19 protein-coding genes are annotated in these 17,109 nt (G+C 40.7%); 15 read left to right on the forward strand and 4 right to left on the reverse strand.

Annotation, left to right across the window (positions count from 1 at the left end):
* Nucleotides 1–180: 180 nt before the first annotated feature.
* Nucleotides 181–624, reverse strand: a complete 444-nt coding sequence (locus G574_RS11070; RefSeq protein WP_051130518.1) for a hypothetical protein — start codon at nt 622–624, stop codon at nt 181–183.
* Nucleotides 625–778: 154 nt separating this feature from the next.
* On the opposite strand from G574_RS11070, the gene truA reads away from it, so the two are divergent.
* Genes truA through G574_RS0101770 form a run of 5 tightly spaced genes read left to right on the forward strand, consistent with a single transcriptional unit; the run spans nt 779 to nt 3,965 of the window.
* Nucleotides 779–1,528, forward strand: a complete 750-nt coding sequence (truA, locus tag G574_RS0101750) for a tRNA pseudouridine(38-40) synthase TruA (RefSeq protein ID WP_029690688.1) — start codon at nt 779–781, stop codon at nt 1,526–1,528.
* Nucleotides 1,518–2,285 carry a bifunctional hydroxymethylpyrimidine kinase/phosphomethylpyrimidine kinase gene (locus G574_RS0101755; RefSeq protein ID WP_029690689.1) on the forward strand — a complete coding sequence of 256 codons (768 nt, stop codon included), beginning with the start codon at nt 1,518–1,520 and terminating at the stop codon, nt 2,283–2,285. The genes truA and G574_RS0101755 overlap by 11 nt, the downstream gene beginning before the upstream one ends.
* On the forward strand, nt 2,272–2,736 hold the full coding sequence (locus G574_RS0101760; RefSeq protein ID WP_029690690.1) for an ECF transporter S component: 465 nt from the start codon (nt 2,272–2,274) through the stop codon (nt 2,734–2,736). Before G574_RS0101755 ends, G574_RS0101760 begins: the two co-directional genes overlap by 14 nt.
* Nucleotides 2,737–2,788: 52 nt before the next feature.
* Complete coding sequence (locus G574_RS0101765; RefSeq protein ID WP_029690691.1) at nt 2,789–3,352, forward strand: TIGR01440 family protein; 564 nt, start codon at nt 2,789–2,791, stop codon at nt 3,350–3,352.
* A gap of 4 nt (nt 3,353–3,356) precedes the next feature.
* Nucleotides 3,357–3,965, forward strand: a complete 609-nt coding sequence (locus tag G574_RS0101770) for a DUF1349 domain-containing protein (protein ID WP_029690692.1) — start codon at nt 3,357–3,359, stop codon at nt 3,963–3,965.
* A gap of 151 nt (nt 3,966–4,116) precedes the next feature.
* On the opposite strand, the gene G574_RS0101775 is transcribed toward G574_RS0101770, so the two are convergent.
* Complete coding sequence (locus tag G574_RS0101775; protein ID WP_029690693.1) at nt 4,117–4,956, reverse strand: mechanosensitive ion channel family protein; 840 nt, start codon at nt 4,954–4,956, stop codon at nt 4,117–4,119.
* 173 nt (nt 4,957–5,129) lie between these two features.
* Between G574_RS0101775 and tig the strand changes: the two genes are divergently transcribed.
* The 9 genes from tig to rpmH all read left to right on the forward strand — a co-directional run bounded on the left by tig (nt 5,130) and on the right by rpmH (nt 13,465).
* Nucleotides 5,130–6,413: a trigger factor gene (gene tig, locus G574_RS0101780; protein WP_029690694.1), complete on the forward strand. Its 1,284-nt coding sequence runs from the start codon at nt 5,130–5,132 to the stop codon at nt 6,411–6,413.
* A 421-nt stretch (nt 6,414–6,834) separates the two neighbouring features.
* A complete protein-coding gene (locus tag G574_RS0101785; protein ID WP_029690695.1) occupies nt 6,835–8,025 on the forward strand; it encodes an argininosuccinate synthase in 1,191 nt (396 codons plus the stop codon).
* A 9-nt stretch (nt 8,026–8,034) separates the two neighbouring features.
* Nucleotides 8,035–9,420, forward strand: coding sequence for an argininosuccinate lyase (gene argH, locus G574_RS0101790; RefSeq protein ID WP_029690696.1), 1,386 nt, complete (start codon nt 8,035–8,037; stop codon nt 9,418–9,420).
* An 89-nt stretch (nt 9,421–9,509) separates the two neighbouring features.
* Entirely contained in the window at nt 9,510–9,869 is a 360-nt protein-coding gene (rnpA, locus tag G574_RS0101795; protein ID WP_029690697.1) for a ribonuclease P protein component, read from the forward strand.
* Nucleotides 9,853–10,656 carry a YidC/Oxa1 family membrane protein insertase gene (locus G574_RS0101800; protein WP_029690698.1) on the forward strand — a complete coding sequence of 268 codons (804 nt, stop codon included), beginning with the start codon at nt 9,853–9,855 and terminating at the stop codon, nt 10,654–10,656. The genes rnpA and G574_RS0101800 overlap by 17 nt, the downstream gene beginning before the upstream one ends.
* Nucleotides 10,657–10,670: 14 nt before the next feature.
* A complete protein-coding gene (gene jag, locus G574_RS0101805) occupies nt 10,671–11,783 on the forward strand; it encodes an RNA-binding cell elongation regulator Jag/EloR (RefSeq protein WP_029690699.1) in 1,113 nt (370 codons plus the stop codon).
* A 589-nt stretch (nt 11,784–12,372) separates the two neighbouring features.
* Nucleotides 12,373–12,819, forward strand: coding sequence for a LytTR family DNA-binding domain-containing protein (locus G574_RS0101810; protein ID WP_029690700.1), 447 nt, complete (start codon nt 12,373–12,375; stop codon nt 12,817–12,819).
* Between the two features lie 12 nt (nt 12,820–12,831).
* Nucleotides 12,832–13,230 (forward strand): DUF3021 domain-containing protein, encoded by a 399-nt coding sequence (locus tag G574_RS0101815; protein ID WP_170236891.1) that lies wholly within the window; start codon nt 12,832–12,834, stop codon nt 13,228–13,230.
* 100 nt (nt 13,231–13,330) lie between these two features.
* The gene (rpmH, locus tag G574_RS0101820) at nt 13,331–13,465 is read left to right on the forward strand and encodes a 50S ribosomal protein L34 (RefSeq protein WP_000831903.1); all 135 of its coding nucleotides are present in this window, start codon (nt 13,331–13,333) and stop codon (nt 13,463–13,465) included.
* Nucleotides 13,466–13,529: 64 nt separating this feature from the next.
* Here the strand turns inward: rpmH and G574_RS0101825 are convergent, their stop codons facing one another.
* Together G574_RS0101825 and ruvB are read right to left on the reverse strand one after the other, a co-directional pair.
* Nucleotides 13,530–14,879 (reverse strand): MATE family efflux transporter, encoded by a 1,350-nt coding sequence (locus G574_RS0101825; protein ID WP_029690702.1) that lies wholly within the window; start codon nt 14,877–14,879, stop codon nt 13,530–13,532.
* Between the two features lie 311 nt (nt 14,880–15,190).
* Nucleotides 15,191–16,195, reverse strand: a complete 1,005-nt coding sequence (gene ruvB / locus G574_RS0101830) for a Holliday junction branch migration DNA helicase RuvB (protein ID WP_029690703.1) — start codon at nt 16,193–16,195, stop codon at nt 15,191–15,193.
* A 145-nt stretch (nt 16,196–16,340) separates the two neighbouring features.
* Between ruvB and G574_RS0101835 the strand changes: the two genes are divergently transcribed.
* Entirely contained in the window at nt 16,341–17,075 is a 735-nt protein-coding gene (locus G574_RS0101835; protein ID WP_029690704.1) for a gamma-glutamyl-gamma-aminobutyrate hydrolase family protein, read from the forward strand.
* The last annotated feature ends 34 nt before the right edge of the window (nt 17,076–17,109 follow it).

Consider the following 17,109-nt stretch of genomic DNA (forward strand, 5'->3'; position numbering starts at 1 on the left):
TGCAATCAGAGCCTTAGCTGACTTTCGACAAATCAATCATTTCTAGTTTTTTGGTTCAGTTGGAAATTTCAAGATCGAAGTTTAGATGAGAGGACACTTAGTAATGATGTCAACCTCGAAAGAAAGGATTGTATGGTCGATGTCGCTTTAGCATTTGCCAAAGAGTGCTTTGCTTAGCGATTATAATAATGTCAAAGTTAAATAGAGAAAATGCAGGTAAAGCCCTCCAATGATCAAGGTAATCAAGCTCTTGAACCAGCTGGCTTGTGCCGTTTCCTTGATTATCTTGTAAGTGAGTATAGGGATAATAGCTAGGATAGCAATAAGTATCCAGACTAAAAGGTTGTTAACATTGATTGGTAGGTTTAACGACAGTGCTTCGAAAAGACTCGCTATCAAAAAAGTCAGCGGAAATGACAAGCCAAAGAGAATGAAAGCTAGTAAGTGGGCCCAGTGTTTATACCAAATCGTCAAGCAGATTCCTAGCAGAGCTAAGGGTGGAAGAATGAAAAGGGTGACCGTTGTTCCCCAATGATCGGGGAAAAGTGTCAGGATATCAAGGTAAAAGGCACTAGCAAATAAGATTAGGCAGAGTAAAAGGAGCCAATGACTTAGTTTGGACATAAGATACCTCCATTTTGATAAAAAGTAAGCGTTTTTATTAGTATAACAAAAACGGGTGATTTATTGGAGTCTATTAAACATTTTAGTTAGGTCTTACGAAATGCCGATCAATGTCTGCTTTAAGAAGTTGAGAAAGTTTGTTATAATCATGACTATGACACGATATAAAGCGATTATTTCTTATGATGGAACACTCTTTTCGGGCTTTCAAAGGCAACCTGGCGAGAGAACGGTTCAAGAAGAAATTGAAAAGACCCTTTCTCGATTAAACAGTGGGCAACCTGTCACGATTCATGGTGCTGGTCGTACAGATGCTGGAGTACATGCTTATGGGCAAGTTATTCATTTTGATTTGCCACAGGTACGTGATGTGGAGAAATTACGCTTTGGATTGGATACACAGTGTCCTGAGGACATTGATGTGGTGAAAGTAGAGTTAGTTTCTGACGACTTTCATGCACGTTATAACAAACACAGTAAAACCTATGAATTTTTGGTGGATACAGGCCGTCCCAAAAATCCCATGATGCGCCATTATGCAACAGCCTATCCCTATCCACTAGATGTGGCTTTGATGCAGGAAGCTATGAAAGATTTGGTCGGGACACATGATTTTACCGGCTTCACTGCGTCGGGGACTTCTGTCCTCGATAAAGTTAGGACAATCACTCAGGCTGAATTGACCGTAGACCCAGGTTCGGGATTTTTACGTTTTACCTTTTCGGGCAATGGTTTTCTCTACAAACAAGTTCGTAACATGGTTGGAACCTTGTTGAAGATTGGCAATGGCCGTATGCCGGTGAGCCAAGTGCGGACAGTATTAGAGAGTCGTAACCGTGATTTAGCTGGACCGACGGCTGCAGGCAACGGTCTTTATCTAAAGGAGATTATCTATGAAGACTGATTACATCCTAACGATTGCAGGTAATGATGTTTTGAGTGGCGGAGGTATGCAGGCTGATTTGGCAACCTTCACAGCTCATAGCCTCTATGGATTTGTCGCTCAAACATGCTTGACAGCCGTTACTGAAGAAGGGTTTGAGATTATTCCTGTGGCTACTGATATTTTTCAGAAGCAGCTAGACAGCTTGGCTCAAGTCCCTTTTGTAGCGATAAAAGTTGGTCTTTTACCGAATGAGGCTATAGCTCAGTCTGTATTGGATTTTTTGAAAGAGAGGCCACACTTACCAGTGGTGCTTGATCCGGTTTTGGTTTTTAAGGAAAATGCGGATCAAGAAGTGGCTCGTATGGGGGAATTTATGCGTCAGCTCTTTCCTCTTTCGACTGTGATAACGCCGAATTTGAAAGAAGCACAGCTATTATCTCAGTTATCGCTTATTGATACGGCTAGTATGGAAGCGGCAGCTGTTCAATTGCAAGCTATAGGCGCCCATCATGTGGTCATTAAAGGGGGGGCTAGATTAACTGAAGATGAGGCTTTAGATGTTTTGGTAACAGAAGATGGCTCAGTAGAGCACCTCTGTGCTCCGCTCTTGAAACGTAATAATCAAGGGGCTGGATGTACTTTCGCATCGGCTATTGCTAGTGGTTTGGCACGTGGATTGTCCATTGTTGAAGCTACCCGTGCGGCAAAAGATTTTGTCTACCAAGCTATCGCGTTTTCTAATGATTATGGAGTAACACAGTATGAAAAAAACTAATACAAAACAATTAAGTTTATGGGCGATATTGACAGCTTTAAGTGTTGTCCTTGCTTATATTCATGTTCCAACTCCAACAGGTTTTTTGACCCTATTAGATGTTGGGATTTATACGACAGCTTTTTACCTAGGCTCTAAAGCCGGTGCTGTCGTAGGAGGTTTGTCAGGATTTTTGATTGACCTCTTGCTCGGTTATCCGCAGTACATGGTGCATAGTCTTATTGCTCATGGTGCTCAGGGATACTTTGGTGGTTGGACTGGGAAAAAGCGTTTTTTAGGATTACTATTAGCTAGTTTAGCCATGGTTGGTTGGTACTTCTTAGCAGCACTTTTCCTTGGCTACGGCCTAGGCGCTGCTTGGGCGGGTATATGGGGTAATATCCTGCAAAATCTTTTTGGAATGGCCCTTGGATTTGTGATTTACAAAGCCCTTTTAAAACTAAACCTTTGATTTTTGATATACTAGTAATCGTTAGTAATGATGTAAAGTGAGGCAAGACACAATGGAAATGGAGCATCTAGCAGATGAGACCCGGGCAATTGTTACCGATATTATTGAACGATCAGCGATTCAAAAAGGCCAACTTTTTGTGTTAGGCCTATCTTCTAGTGAAGTTGCTGGTGGGATGATTGGTCAGAATTCCAGTCAGGAGATCGGTGAAGTTGTTGTGAAAACGATCTTAGAGGAACTAAAAAAGTCGGGTATTTTTCTAGCTGTTCAGGGCTGCGAACACCTCAATCGTGCCCTGGTGGTTGAAAGGGCATTTGCCTTACAAAAAGATTTGGAAATTGTCAATGTCCTCCCTAGCTTACATGCTGGTGGAAGTGGGCAATTGGCTGCTTTCAAATTCATGACGGATCCTGTTGAAGTTGAAGAAGTAGTTGCCCAAGCAGGTTTAGATATTGGGGACACCTCTATTGGCATGCACGTCAAGCGTGTGCAGGTGCCATTACGCCCTATTCAAAGAGAATTAGGTGGCGCGCACGTGACAGCCCTTGCCAGTCGTCCTAAACTGATTGGTGGCGCGCGTGCACATTATCAAGAGGATAACATAAGAAAGGGTTAATTCAATGCCAAAATTTGCAATAAAAAATTTAGTTTGGACACGTCCGCCCCAAGATTATAAAATAGCAGAAAATCGTATTTCCATCACGACGGAGCCTCATACTGATCTTTGGCAAAAAACCTACTACCATTTTGTTAATGACACTGCACCTGTTCTACAAATGGAAACGGAAGAGGAGTATTTTTCGTTTACAGTTAAGACAGATTTTGCGGATAGTCACACTAGGTTTGATCAATGCGGTATTGTGGTCTATCAGAACTCGGAAAACTGGCTTAAATGCTCGATTGAATATGAAAATGAAGATTTTCAACATCTTGGATCAGTAGTTACCAATCAAGGATATTCAGATTGGGCAACTACGGAAATCGGAGCTGAAGTGAAGTCCATGTGGTTTCGACTAAGTAGACGGGGCTCGGATTTTTGTTTTGAAAATTCAGAGGACGGAGTTTATTTCAAGCAGATGCGAATTTGTCACTTTTACCAAGGGGCTGGAAAAATTACCTTTGGTCTTTACGCTTGTTCACCTGAATATTCCAGTTTCACAGCCACTTTTACTGATATGGAATTGTCAGAATGTAGATGGAAAGCACATGATGGTCAGCAACCCGATTAGACACTCAATCATAGGAAGCGGATAGTATGCGGCGGATCCTATTAGGAAGTTTTAATAAAGATTAGCAAAAAAAGTGATGGCTACCTTAAGAGAATTTCCTAAAAGCGGTCATCACTTTTTGATAATGCGAAGTTAAAGAGGAGATATGGAGTTACGGTCTAGGGGAAATGGGAGTTACTGTTGGTAGCTGTATGCCTGCTTCCAAGAGTGCGGTTTGGTAGAGTTGGAAAAAAGCAGGAGATATCCGATATTGTTGCCCATTTTGAACGAAAATATTAACCCGAAAAACGAGTTGGTTATTGTTATTCATAATGGCACCAATAATGTCTGGTGAATTGATGATTTCAGGATAGCGAGAGACATTCTCATTGTTGACGGTCTGTATAATAGCATCTACTTTATCGAGATTGGTATGTGTGTAAATGGGGAGGTCAATTTGAGCACGCATGTTGCCACGTGATTGATTGCTAACAGTACTGATGTTGCGGTTTGGAATGAAATGCAGTGTCCCATCAAAGCCAACAATTTGAGTTGTCCGAATGCCGATGCTGGCAACAGTTCCAGAGATGTCTCCGACTTCGACAGTTTCATCAACTTCTAATTGGTTTTCAAAGAGGATGAAAAAGCCGTTGACCATATCAGAAAGAAAGCCTTGAGCCCCTAGTCCGACGGCGACACCGGCAATTCCCGCACCTGCCAAGAGGCTAGAGACAGGGATTCCCAGAATGCTCAGAATCCAGTAGGCCAATAAGAAATAAAGTGCATAGTTCATGACGTTATGGAGCAATTTTGTCATGGTACGCTGGCGCATTGGGCTTTGTTTTGTAAAGGAGATGGATCGCTCAATTGTTTTTGTAAAGAGAGTATCTAAGAGTTTCTTTAAAATCGTAAAAAGAATGAGAAGTAGGATTAATGAAACCGTCTTTGATATGATATTTTCTGCAATTACTTCAAGTTGTAATTTGTTCCAATAATTTTCAATGTATGTCATAGAAGTAGTTTACCAAAAATTACCTAAAAAAGCATTTGTAAGTTATAAGAGAGAGGCTAATGACAAGTCGAGAATGCCTTTATTTTCAAGAGAAAACTGATAAAAAACTTTTAAAAATCATTCAAATATGGTAAACTAAGCTGTATTCTAAAATTTTAAGGAGAAATGACTTAATGTCTACATCATTTGAAAACAAATCAACTAACCGTGGTGTTGTTACATTCACAATCGGTCAGGATAAAATCAAACCAGCTCTTGATCAAGCTTTCAATAAAGTAAAAAAAGATTTGAATGCACCAGGTTTCCGTAAAGGACATATGCCTCGCGCTATCTTCAATCAACGCTTTGGTGAAGAAGCACTTTACGAAGATGCCTTGAATGCTATCTTGCCAGAAGCATACGAAGCAGCTGTTGCTGAACTTGGTCTTGATGTTGTTGCACAACCAAAGGTGGATGTGAAATCAATGGAAAAAGGTCAAGAGTGGGAAATCGTAGCTGAAGTTGTTACAAAACCAGAAGTTAAACTTGGTGACTACAAAGATCTTGAAGTTTCAGTTGATGCTTCTAAAGAAGTTTCAGAAGACGAAGTGACTGAGAAAATCGAACGTGAACGTAAGAATCTTGCTGAACTTGTTATCAAAGAAGGCGCAGCTGAAAACGGCGACACTGTTGTTATCGACTTCGTTGGTTCAGTAGATGGTGTTGAATTTGATGGTGGTAAAGGCGATAACTTCTCACTTGAACTTGGTTCAGGTCAATTCATCCCAGGTTTTGAAGATCAACTTGTTGGTTCAAAAGCTGGTGACGATGTTGAAGTAAAAGTTACCTTCCCAGAAGACTACCAAGCAGAAGATCTTGCTGGTAAGGATGCTGTCTTTGCTACAACCGTTCACGAAGTCAAAGCAAAAGAAGTTCCAGAACTTGACGATGAGCTTGCAAAAGATATCGACGAGGAAGTCGAAACGCTTGATGAATTGAAAGCTAAATACCGCAAAGAACTTGAAGCAGCTAAAGAAATTGCTTACGATGATGCTGTCGAAACAGCAGCAATTGAACTTGCTGTTGAAAATGCAGAAATCGTTGAATTACCAGAAGAAATGGTACACGACGAAGTTCACCGCGCTATGAACGAATTCATGGGCAATATGCAACGTCAAGGTATCTCACCTGACATGTACTTCCAATTGACTGGTACAACTCAAGACGATCTCCACAAACAATATGAAGCTGACGCTGACAAACGTGTGAAAACTAATCTTGTTATCGAAGCTGTTGCTAAAACAGAAGGTTTCGAAGCTTCAGAAGAAGAAGTTGAAAAAGAAATTAAAGACCTTGCTGCAGAATATCAAATGGATGAAGCACAAGTTCGCTCGCTTCTTTCACCAGAAATGCTTCAACATGACATTGCAATGAAAAAAGCAATCGAAGTTATCACAAGCACAGCTAAAGTAAAATAAGCTATCCCATAAGATCACTCACCTAACTTAGGTGGGTGTTTTTTTGTCTGTATGGCTTCATTAAATGCGAAATATTCCTTATTTGAAGAACAGCTATACTGCAGTCAAGTCAGCAGATAGCAAGAAGCTCTTGCTTCCGATAAGTCATTATGGTTATTTCTTGTCTTCGAATAGGTTCCTTGTTTTAATTTTTTTAGAATAATTATTTGGAAGAACATTAGGGAACCGACGACAGTAAGTGGTGTCCCCTTGGTCTTGATTTGTTTATGGCCATCGTTTAGCTGCCCTTTCCTATGGTATGCGATTAGGACTTATAATAATAAGAAAACTCATAAATAATCATACAAAACAGTTGACAAATGAATTGTTATGCATTAATATATTGCATATATAATAAATATACAAAATTTGGAGAAATAACATGTCGAAAGAAAAAGTAGTTTTAGCCTATTCAGGAGGATTAGATACCTCAGTTGCCATTGCTTGGCTAAAAAAAGATTATGATGTAGTCGCTGTTTGTATGGATGTCGGTGAAGGTAAGGATCTTGATTTTATTCACGACAAGGCTCTTAAAGTTGGTGCGATCGAATCTTACGTGATTGATGTTAAAGAAGAGTTTGCGAGTGATTATGTTTTGCTAGCACTTCAAGCTCATGCTTTTTATGAGCAAAAGTATCCTTTAGTATCTGCGCTTAGTCGTCCTTTGATTTCAAAAAAATTAGTGGAAATGGCTCATAAAACAGGTGCGACAACTATTGCCCATGGTTGTACGGGTAAAGGAAATGACCAAGTACGTTTTGAAGTGGCCATTGCTGCGCTGGACCCTGAACTTAAAGTGATTGCTCCCGTCAGAGAGTGGCAATGGTCTCGTGAGGAAGAGATTGCTTATGCTAAGGAAAATGACGTTCCTGTTCCAGCAGATCTCGATAATCCTTATTCAGTTGACCAAAATCTCTGGGGTAGAGCTAACGAGTGTGGTGTTTTGGAAAATCCATGGAATCAAGCACCCGAAGATGCTTTTGGGATTACGACAGCGCCAGAAGAAGCACCGGATCAGCCTGAGTTTGTAGACATTACCTTTAAAGAAGGTAAGCCAGTAGCCATCAATGGTCAGGAATATAGCCTAGCGCAGCTCATTCAAAAGTTAAATGAAATCGCTGGTAATCATGGTGTGGGACGTATTGACCATGTTGAGAATCGTTTGGTTGGTATCAAATCTCGTGAGATCTATGAGTGTCCAGGAGCGATTACCTTGCTAGCAGCACATAAAGATATCGAAGATTTGACTTTGACGCGCGAAGTTTCTCATTTCAAACCTGTTCTTGAAAATGAATTTGCTAACCTGGTATACAATGCTCTCTGGTTCAGTCCAGCGACACAAGCTATTCAAGCTTATATTGCAGAAACACAAAAGGTTGTTAATGGTACAGCTAAGGTTAAATTGTACAAGGGGCATGCTCAAGTCGTTGCTAGAAAATCACCAAATTCACTTTACGATGAAGACTTGGCGACTTATACTAGTGCAGATAGCTTTGATCAAGCAGCAGCAGTTGGCTTTATCAAATTATGGGGACTGCCAACACAGGTCAATGCTCAAGTTAACAAAGATTAAGGAGAGTCCATGTCAGGAAATCAAAAATTATGGGGAGGACGATTTGAAGCTGAAGTAGCAGAATGGGTAGAGGCATTTGGTGCCTCTATCGGTTTTGATCAGAAAATGGCAAAACAGGATCTGCAAGGTTCGATAGCTCACGTCATCATGTTGGGAGAAACTGGAATTATCACTCAAAGTGAGGCCCTAACGATAAAAAACGGCCTGATGGATTTGTTGGCAGAGTTAGAAGAGGGTCAATTACAGTTTGACATTGCCAATGAGGACATCCATATGAATATGGAAAGTTTGCTGACAGCAAAAATTGGTCCTGTTGCGGGGAAATTGCACACGGCTCGGTCGCGTAATGACCAAGTAACCACAGATATGCACCTTTATTTAAAAGAGCAATTGCAGTACATTGATAAGTTGTTACTGGGCTTGCGTCAGGCTTTGGTTAATTTAGCAGAAGCACATGTTGAAACTATTATGCCAGGCTATACCCATCTGCAACATGCTCAGCCAATTTCATTTGGTCATCATTTGATGGCCTACTATCAGATGTTTACAAGAGATAGTGAGCGCTTTGCTTTCAATCTTTACCATACAGATATGTCACCTTTGGGTGCAGCAGCATTGGCTGGAACAACCTTTCCGATTGACCGTCAAATGACCAGTGATTTACTGGATTTTGAAAAGCCCTATGCGAACTCTCTGGATGCAGTATCTGATCGTGATTTTATCTTAGAATTTCTCAGCAACAGTTCGATTTTGATGATGCATCTTAGCCGTTTTTGTGAAGAGATCATCAACTGGTGTTCACACGAATACCAATTCGTAACCTTATCAGATACGTTTTCAACAGGGTCATCGATCATGCCGCAAAAGAAAAATCCAGATATGGCCGAATTGATCCGTGGCAAAACTGGTCGTGTTTATGGAGACTTGATGGCCTTGCTGACGGTTATGAAATCCCTACCCTTGGCCTATAATAAGGACTTGCAAGAAGACAAGGAAGGTATGTTTGACACTGTTGATACCGTTACGGTTTCCTTGAAAATTATGACAGGAATGCTGGAAACAATGACAGTAAATAAAGACGTGATGAGCAAATCGACAACTCGAGATTTCTCTAATGCAACGGAATTGGCAGATTATTTAGCCGCTAAGGGCCTACCGTTTCGTGAAGCGCATGCTATTGTGGGACACCTCGTCTTGGAATGTAGTAAAAAAGGTATTTTCTTACAAGACATTCCTTTAGAGGACTACCAAACGCAGTCAGACCTAATTACTGATGACGTTTATCAAGTTTTGGATAGTCGAAATGCCGTGGCTAGACGCCAATCTTTAGGGGGAACAGGTTTTGATCAGGTTCTTTGGCAAATCCAGAAAGCCAAAGAAAATGTCTTTCACTAATAGGTTTAAAAGTCAATAGTCGCAAGGCTTTTGGCTTTTTATTTGTTTTTTTGTTATAATAGGGAGAATACAGATGTTTGGAGATTATCTTGAAAAAATCATACCGAGTAAAAAAAGAAAAGGATTTTCAAGCTATATTTTCTGAAGGACAAAGTTGTGCCAACCGAAAATTTGTGGTCTATCATTTAAAGAAGCAACAACCACACTACCGACTGGGCTTATCTGTTAGTAAAAAGCTAGGAAATGCTGTGACGCGAAACCGGATAAAGCGTCGCTTGAGGCACCTTGTTATGGAGCTTGACCAAGGGCTTCTCAGTCATGATTTTGTGGTCATAGCGCGTAAAGGTGTCGAGGACATGTCGTATCATGAAATGAAAATAAACCTGATACATGTCTTAAAACTTGCAAAATTATACGAAGAAGGAACTACCGTTGAAAAAGAAAATTAAAACTCTTGTCATGTTAGGAATGGCCTTAGTGGTCTTGACAGCTTGTGGAACGAGTCAGGTGACAGAAACGTCAACAGGTTTTTGGAATCGCTTGATTTATCTATTTGCAGAAATCATTCGTTACCTAGGTTTTGGTGGCTCGATTGGTTTGGGGATTGTTTTATTTACCCTTCTCATTCGTTTGATCCTGATGCCTTTGTACCATATGCAGTTAAAATCAAGTCAAAAGATGCAAGAACTGCAACCAGAGTTAAGGGAATTGCAGCGTCGCTATGCTGGGCCAGATAATCGCTTAAAATTGGCTGAGGAGAGTCAGGCGCTCTATAAAAAGTATGACATTAATCCCTATGCGTCGTTTATCCCTTTGTTAGTTCAATTGCCGATTCTGATGGCTTTGTACCAGGCTTTGAGCCGGGTGCCTTTCTTGAAAGAAGGTCATTTTTTATGGGTTAATCTAGCAGAGCGTGATCCTTACTTTATCCTACCGATTTTAGCGGCATTATTCACTTTCTTATCGACTTGGTTGACGAACAAGGCGGCTAAAGAGTCCAATATCACCTTGACCTTGATGACTTATGTGATGCCGATTCTAATTTTGGTGATGGGGGTTAACCTAGCTAGTGGGATTGCCTTGTATTGGACAGTATCAAATGCCTTTCAAGTGGTTCAAATCCTCTTGTTAAACAATCCTTTTAAAATTATTGCAGAGAGAAAACGTTTAGAAGATGAAGAGAGGGAGCGTCAGGCTCGTATTCGCCGTGCTAAGAAAAAAGCGCGTCGAAAATAGGAAGGAGAGCGTAAATGGCTATATTTACAGGTAGAAATGTCGAAGAAGCGATTGAAACTGGCTTGAATGAGCTAGGCATTCCTCGTTTAAAAGCACGTATTAAAGTCATTTCAAAAGAGAAAAAAGGATTTTTGGGCTTTGGTAAAAAGCCAGCACAAGTTGATATTTCACGTTTAGAAGATGTCCAAGCCGCTGACAAGAAACCAACGACTGTAACAAGCATCTTTAAGGATCGCCCTAAAGCAACAACAGACCTTGATGAAAAAGATTTGTTATCTGACTCGCAGGTTGCGGGGTCTACAACGCAAGAAACAGCTGATAGTATTGTTGATAAGGCTGGTGAATCTTCTGAAGGCATGATACTTCCTCAGGATAAGGATACTACTGCTATGGCTGATACTGCGATTGATAGTGAAGCTGAAGTGGCAACATCTGATTTGAATGAAGCTATTGTTCTGGTAGATGATGAGGAAGATTACTTAGAGGATTCTTCTGACGAGGAAACAGAGATGCTGTCTGAGATACCTCAAAATAAGCAAGAGGAGACAGATATTGTTTTACCAGACGAAGATCGTGGTGTTGAAACGGATAAAGGTCTTGTCATTCTTGAAAATGAAACAGATGATACAGTAGAGTCGCTCGAAGGCAAAGAGTCTACTACGACAGCAGAATTAGAGACGGCAGCTGATCAGGTGACAGCCTATGTTCAGAAGATTATCTATGAGATGGATGTTGATGCTTCTATTGAGACAACAATCAGTCGTCGCCGTATTAACTTACAAATTGAGACTACAGAGGCAGGGCGTGTGATTGGTTACCATGGCAAGGTTCTAAAAGCGCTTCAGTTGTTGGCACAAAATTATTTATATGATCATTACGATCGTCACTATTCTGTGTCGATAAATGTACATGATTATGTGGAACATCGTACGGAGACCTTAATTGACTTTACACAAAAAATTGCAGCGCGTGTTATTGAGTCAGGGCGTCCATATGATATGGATCCAATGAGTAATAGTGAGCGTAAAACGGTTCATAAAACCATTTCGCAGATAGACGGTGTTTCCTCTTATTCTGAAGGGGATGATCCTAACCGTTATGTGGTAGTGACCTTATCTGAAGATTAGTTGTTGTTGGAGTTTGAGAAATATCTCAAGCTCTTTTTTGCTACTCTTGTTGAGATAATATTGCTTGAGAAATAATGATGTTGCCTTGATCGAGAAGGATACTAACTAGGAGATGATTATGGAAATATTGATGTCTCCTTAGAAAATACCCTTTAGTTAATTGAAACAGCGAGTTATTATCAATCTAGTCATTAATATGGCATGGGGAGTTGACTAATATCTTTCAAAATGATGAAAGGGATAAAATGCCTTTAAGTCAGTAACTACCTTGGGTTAGGGAGGGTGACGGGATGGATCGTTGGGATGGCCAATCAAATCTCAGTCCTCGCTTTTGACAATCTACATCTTTCCATACGACTAAAATAGAAGGTTTCTGTTCTATAAAGCTCTCTAGATGGTCTTAGGTTCGGAGACAAGACACTGACGGATTGTCTAGCGCTTTCTAATTGTGAAAGGTCTTTCTTGTATCTATTTTTAAGAAAGAGGAACCACTTATCATGCCAATATGACCACTTATCCAATATGTTGTTACAAGCTAGCAGAGATTTGTTATGATAAAAGTACAAAGATAGACAGAAGGGAGAAGGACATGAAATGGTTATTTGAAAACAAGCCTGTCGATGAATTGACGGTGTGTATTCAAAAATCTGCTTATGATCAAGAAGTGGCAGATTTAGTCACCTATTTAGGTGATTTTCAGACACGGAACACGGATGTGATATCTGTGAAAACGAGTGATGATATTGTGATCTTGAAGTTATCCGATTTGAGAGCTGTTGAGGTGGATGGTAATTATCTTGTTATCTATTACCAAAATCGTCGTATTTCGACGCGACAACGCTTGTATCAGTTTAAGGAAAAGGTAGGCAGTCAGGATATGATTCAAGTGTCTAAACAAAGTTTGATTAATATTCGGCACTTAGAGCGGATGGAAGCCTCGTTTTCTGGTAACATGACAGCATTTTTAACAGGAGGATTGAAGATAGCAGTCAGTAGACGGTATTTGAAAGTTCTAGAAAAACGCTTAGGTTTATAGGAGGAAGGCAAAATGATGAAAAAAGTGGTTAATTATTTTATGGTTGGTGTTGGCATTGGATCATTTTTGTATACCTTATCTCTACTGATGTATGGTTTTGAGCCGACTTGGGAGAATGCTTTGGTAGATTGGCTAGCTAGTGGTCTGATGGGGGTATCAGCTCTCATTAATGAACATCCTAAATGGTCAGAAGCCAAAAAGAGGCTCCTAAGTATATTGACGATTTATGGCTTGGTTATGGGGATGTTGTTATATAATGCCTGGCTACCCCTAGAGCTTGGTTATATTATCGGTGGTAGCCTTCAATTTCTCCTTATTTATGGTTTAATTGCCCTCTATTTTGCTTGGCAAAATAAAGAAAGTGTGCGTCGCATCAATCAAAAACTGGCAAATAAGGCAAATAAACCTTGACAGAGCATATGAATTCCTATAAAATAGTAGGGTATGTTTAGTAACTGATATCACAATAGCCGGCTAAACGAATACGAAAATCTATGAGGAGGTATTCACTGTGAAACGTACTTATCAACCAAGTAAAATTCGTCGTCAACGTAAACACGGATTCCGTCACCGTATGTCTACTAAAAATGGACGTCGTGTGCTCGCAAGCCGTCGTCGTAAAGGACGTAAAGTCTTGTCAGCTTAATTGCTAACAAGCTATAAAAAAGAAAAACCAGAAGTGCTCGAGACTTCTGGTTTTTTGTATGTTATTACTCCACTCTGGGTGCCTTAACCTGTGCCTTCAGACGTTTCCGCATAATAAAGGTACTTGGTAGCAAAACAAGAAGAGCTCCTATCCATGCTGCGGGATTAGAAGCTGCAATACCGCTGAATCCGAAATAGATAGAGCCGAGGGTAGCGATGCCTGCTCTCATGACTAACTCCATAATGCCTGCTAGTGTAGGCGCTAACCCTTTACCTAGGCCTTGAATAAAGCTTCGTGTGACAAACAAGATGGCTAGAATCCAGTAGAGGAGGCCGTTAATAACATAATAGGACAGGGCCAGATCATAAACGGCTTGGCTACCATCAGACAGGAACAGACCACTAAAGAAACGATTGAAGAAAATTAAAATAGCAGCAAAGAAGATGGCCCAGAGGATAGCAATGATAATTGTTCGATACAAGCCCTGAAGAATCCGCTTGTAGGCTTTGGCACCATAATTTTGTGCGGTGAATGTTGACATAGCTAGCCCTAAGTTAATCATCGGCAACATGGCTAACTGGTCAGTTTTACTGGCAATGGCTTGGGCTGCAATAGCATCGGTGCCCAGCTGGTTGAGACTGATTTGCAAGATGATAGCACCGATAGCAATGATGCTGGCTTGAAATCCCATAGGAAAACCTAATTGTGCATGTTTTTTGAGATTTGTTTTGTCCAAACGCCAATCTGATAGGCGCATATGGAAATAAGGAACTTTACGATAAATATAAATGGCTAGATAAATGGCTGAGAAAGCTTGTGCGATAATCGTAGCGAGACCAGCACCGAATACCCCCATGTGGAAGTTAAGGATAAAGATAAAGTCTAAAATAATGTTGATAAGACTAGCGATAATCAAAGCAATCAATGGGGTTTTTGAATCCCCTAAACTTCTCAACACATTTGATAAATAATTGAAAAAAATCGTAAAAATCATACCGCCATAAATGGCCGTTAAGAAACTTTGGGCATGATCAATCAAATTATCTGGTGTTCGCATGAGTTCTAAACTAGGGCGTAGAAACCATAAGGCTAGGCTTGTCAGGACTAAACTTGTTAGTAAAGAATAGAAGAGACCGTGAACGAAGCTACTGCGAATGCTGCTCTCATCCTTAGCGCCGAATTTTTGGGCAGTGACAATGGTTAAACCGGCTGTCAATCCTTGAGCAAAGCCAAGAATTAAGAAGGTTAAACTACCAGTAGCACCGACACTGGCAAAGGGTTCTTTTCCTAAAGTTTGCCCAACGATGATACTGTCTGCGAAGTTATAAGCTAATTGGAAAAAACTTCCAATTAAAAGTGGGATAGTAAATAAAAGGATTACCTTGATAGGACTTCCTTTGGTTAAATCATGCATATTAATGTTCTTTCCTTAACAAATTGTCATGAGGTATTGGTAACCTTGTTCCAATGAGACATTAAAAAAGGGGAGTGTTAAAGAACTCCCAACAATTACAAAGAATGCATCCTTGCTCTCACATTTTAGGGCTGAACCTGTAGAATTGAATAGGTTTATTCCTGAGCGAAAAATCGACGTACTGAGACTTGCTCCGCAAAACTTATCTATAATTAAAAGGGGCATGGAATCTTTTGAAACATCCAATTCAACCACTACATCAAGAAATGATGACGACCGCCGTATAGTGAGATTAGACGTTATAATCAGTTTTACTGTTTTTCTTCAAAACGTTCGTATCCGAGATGTTCGTAAGCCTTAGTAGTTGCTACGCGTCCTGTTCGGGTACGCATGAGAAAGCCTTTTTGAATCAGATAGGGCTCATACATGTCTTCGACGGTTTCACGTTCTTCTGCGATATTGACAGATAAAGTCCCTAGGCCGACTGGTCCGCCATTATACATCTCAATCATAGTTTTGAGGATTTTTTGATCGACATAATCCAGTCCTTCGTGGTCAACATCCAGCATGGTGAGGGCTCTGTCGGTTATTTTATCATCAATAATGCCATCACCCATGATTTGAGCGAAATCGCGCACGCGTTTTAAGAGTCTGTTGGCGATCCGAGGGGTTCCACGACTACGTCTAGCCAATTCAATAGCTGCCTCGTGGGTGATAGTCATTTCAAAGATGTCGGCAGTTCGTTCAACGATTTCGGTCAAATCCTCTAACTCATAGTACTCCATGTGTCCGTTTATCCCAAAGCGTGCGCGCAGGGGATTTGACAACATACCGGCACGGGTAGTGGCACCAATAAGGGTGAATGGTGGTAAGTCCAAGTGGACACTACGGCTAGTTTCTCCGCTACCGATCATGATGTCGATATAGAAATCCTCCATAGCAGAATAGAGAACTTCCTCCACTGCCATAGGCATACGATGGATTTCATCAATGAAGAGGACATCACCTGGTTCTAACTCATTGAGAATAGCGACCAAATCACCAGCCTTTTCAATAGCGGGACCAGAGGTTTGTTTGAGGTTGACACCAAGTTCGTTAGCGATAACGAAAGCCATGGTTGTTTTACCAAGTCCTGGAGGTCCGAAAAGAAGAACATGGTCTAGAGCTTCGTCACGCATTTTAGCAGCCTTGATGAAAATTTCCAGTTGCTCTTTCACCTTATCTTGACCAATGTATTCTCTAAAATATTGTGGGCGGAGTGTGCGTTCGATGAGTTCCTCATCGCCCATTAAATCCTTGTCTAAAATTCTTGTCATGTGCTTATTTTACCATTAAAGAAAGAGAGAGGCAAAGGAAGTATCGGTCTATCACAGAAATGGCAATAAAGGAAAATTAAATTTTTAATGTTAAAATTTTCAGAAAACATGGTATACTATTAAACTTAATGTGTGAGGAGTTATGATGAAAAAACCAATTATTGCGATAACGGCTGATAGTATTGTTGAACCATCAGCGATTATTAATCAAGTTTATGCTGATTTTGCGCCACGCGATCTGAAAGAGGCGGTCATTGCTTCTGGTGGCATTCCTGTGATTTTACCATTTCCAGATGATCCGCGAAAAGCAGAAGGCTTTGCTAAGGAAACAGCCCCGTTGTTTGATGGTTTTATCATTCCAGGTGGACCGGATGTCGATCCTACTTTCTATGATGAAGAGCCTATTCGTGAACTTGGCCGTACTGCTTATCAGCGTGATGCCTATGAAAAAGCTATCGTTGAGGTAGCTAAAGATTTAGGAAAGCCAGTTTTTGGGATTTGCCGTGGCTTGCAGATTATTAACGTGGCTTTTGGTGGCAATCTTTATCAAGATTTAGCCAAGCAGAACCCAGATAGCTATATGAAGCACTCGCAGAGCGCACCAGGGCATTTTCCAACGCACTTTGCGACTATTGCTAAGGACAGTGAGTTTTATGGTATTTTCGGAGAAAAAGCCTATGTGAATTCACGCCATCACCAAGCGGTAAAAGATGTAGCACTAGGTTATCGTGTCACAGCAACAGCAGCTGACGGTGTGACGGAAGCTATTGAATCTGATGACCAGTTGATTACGGCCGTGCAATGGCATCCTGAAAACATGTGGCGTGAAGACGCCAAACAATTGGAGATTTTCAAGCAATTTGTAGCTAAGTGCCGTTAAGAAGAGATTAAGTAGGAAAAGGTTAAGGGAAAGT

Source organism: Streptococcus hyovaginalis DSM 12219, assembly GCF_000420785.1.
GTDB classification, from domain to species: domain Bacteria; phylum Bacillota; class Bacilli; order Lactobacillales; family Streptococcaceae; genus Streptococcus; species Streptococcus hyovaginalis.

Bases quoted from the DNA above. Each gene is read 5' to 3' on its own strand.
- truA (WP_029690688.1), top strand. From the start codon at position 779: ATGACACGATATAAAGCGATTATTTCTTATGATGGAACACTCTTTTCG.
- G574_RS0101815 (WP_170236891.1), top strand. From the start codon at position 12,832: ATGATGAAAAAAGTGGTTAATTATTTTATGGTTGGTGTTGGCATTGGA.
- G574_RS0101760 (WP_029690690.1), top strand. From the start codon at position 2,272: ATGAAAAAAACTAATACAAAACAATTAAGTTTATGGGCGATATTGACA.
- G574_RS0101770 (WP_029690692.1), top strand. From the start codon at position 3,357: ATGCCAAAATTTGCAATAAAAAATTTAGTTTGGACACGTCCGCCCCAA.
- G574_RS0101765 (WP_029690691.1), top strand. From the start codon at position 2,789: ATGGAAATGGAGCATCTAGCAGATGAGACCCGGGCAATTGTTACCGAT.
- argH (WP_029690696.1), top strand. From the start codon at position 8,035: ATGTCAGGAAATCAAAAATTATGGGGAGGACGATTTGAAGCTGAAGTA.
- G574_RS0101810 (WP_029690700.1), top strand. From the start codon at position 12,373: ATGAAATGGTTATTTGAAAACAAGCCTGTCGATGAATTGACGGTGTGT.
- tig (WP_029690694.1), top strand. From the start codon at position 5,130: ATGTCTACATCATTTGAAAACAAATCAACTAACCGTGGTGTTGTTACA.
- jag (WP_029690699.1), top strand. From the start codon at position 10,671: ATGGCTATATTTACAGGTAGAAATGTCGAAGAAGCGATTGAAACTGGC.
- G574_RS0101835 (WP_029690704.1), top strand. From the start codon at position 16,341: ATGAAAAAACCAATTATTGCGATAACGGCTGATAGTATTGTTGAACCA.
- G574_RS0101785 (WP_029690695.1), top strand. From the start codon at position 6,835: ATGTCGAAAGAAAAAGTAGTTTTAGCCTATTCAGGAGGATTAGATACC.
- G574_RS0101775 (WP_029690693.1), bottom strand. From the start codon at position 4,956: ATGACATACATTGAAAATTATTGGAACAAATTACAACTTGAAGTAATT.
- G574_RS11070 (WP_051130518.1), bottom strand. From the start codon at position 624: ATGTCCAAACTAAGTCATTGGCTCCTTTTACTCTGCCTAATCTTATTT.
- G574_RS0101755 (WP_029690689.1), top strand. From the start codon at position 1,518: ATGAAGACTGATTACATCCTAACGATTGCAGGTAATGATGTTTTGAGT.
- G574_RS0101825 (WP_029690702.1), bottom strand. From the start codon at position 14,879: ATGCATGATTTAACCAAAGGAAGTCCTATCAAGGTAATCCTTTTATTT.
- ruvB (WP_029690703.1), bottom strand. From the start codon at position 16,195: ATGACAAGAATTTTAGACAAGGATTTAATGGGCGATGAGGAACTCATC.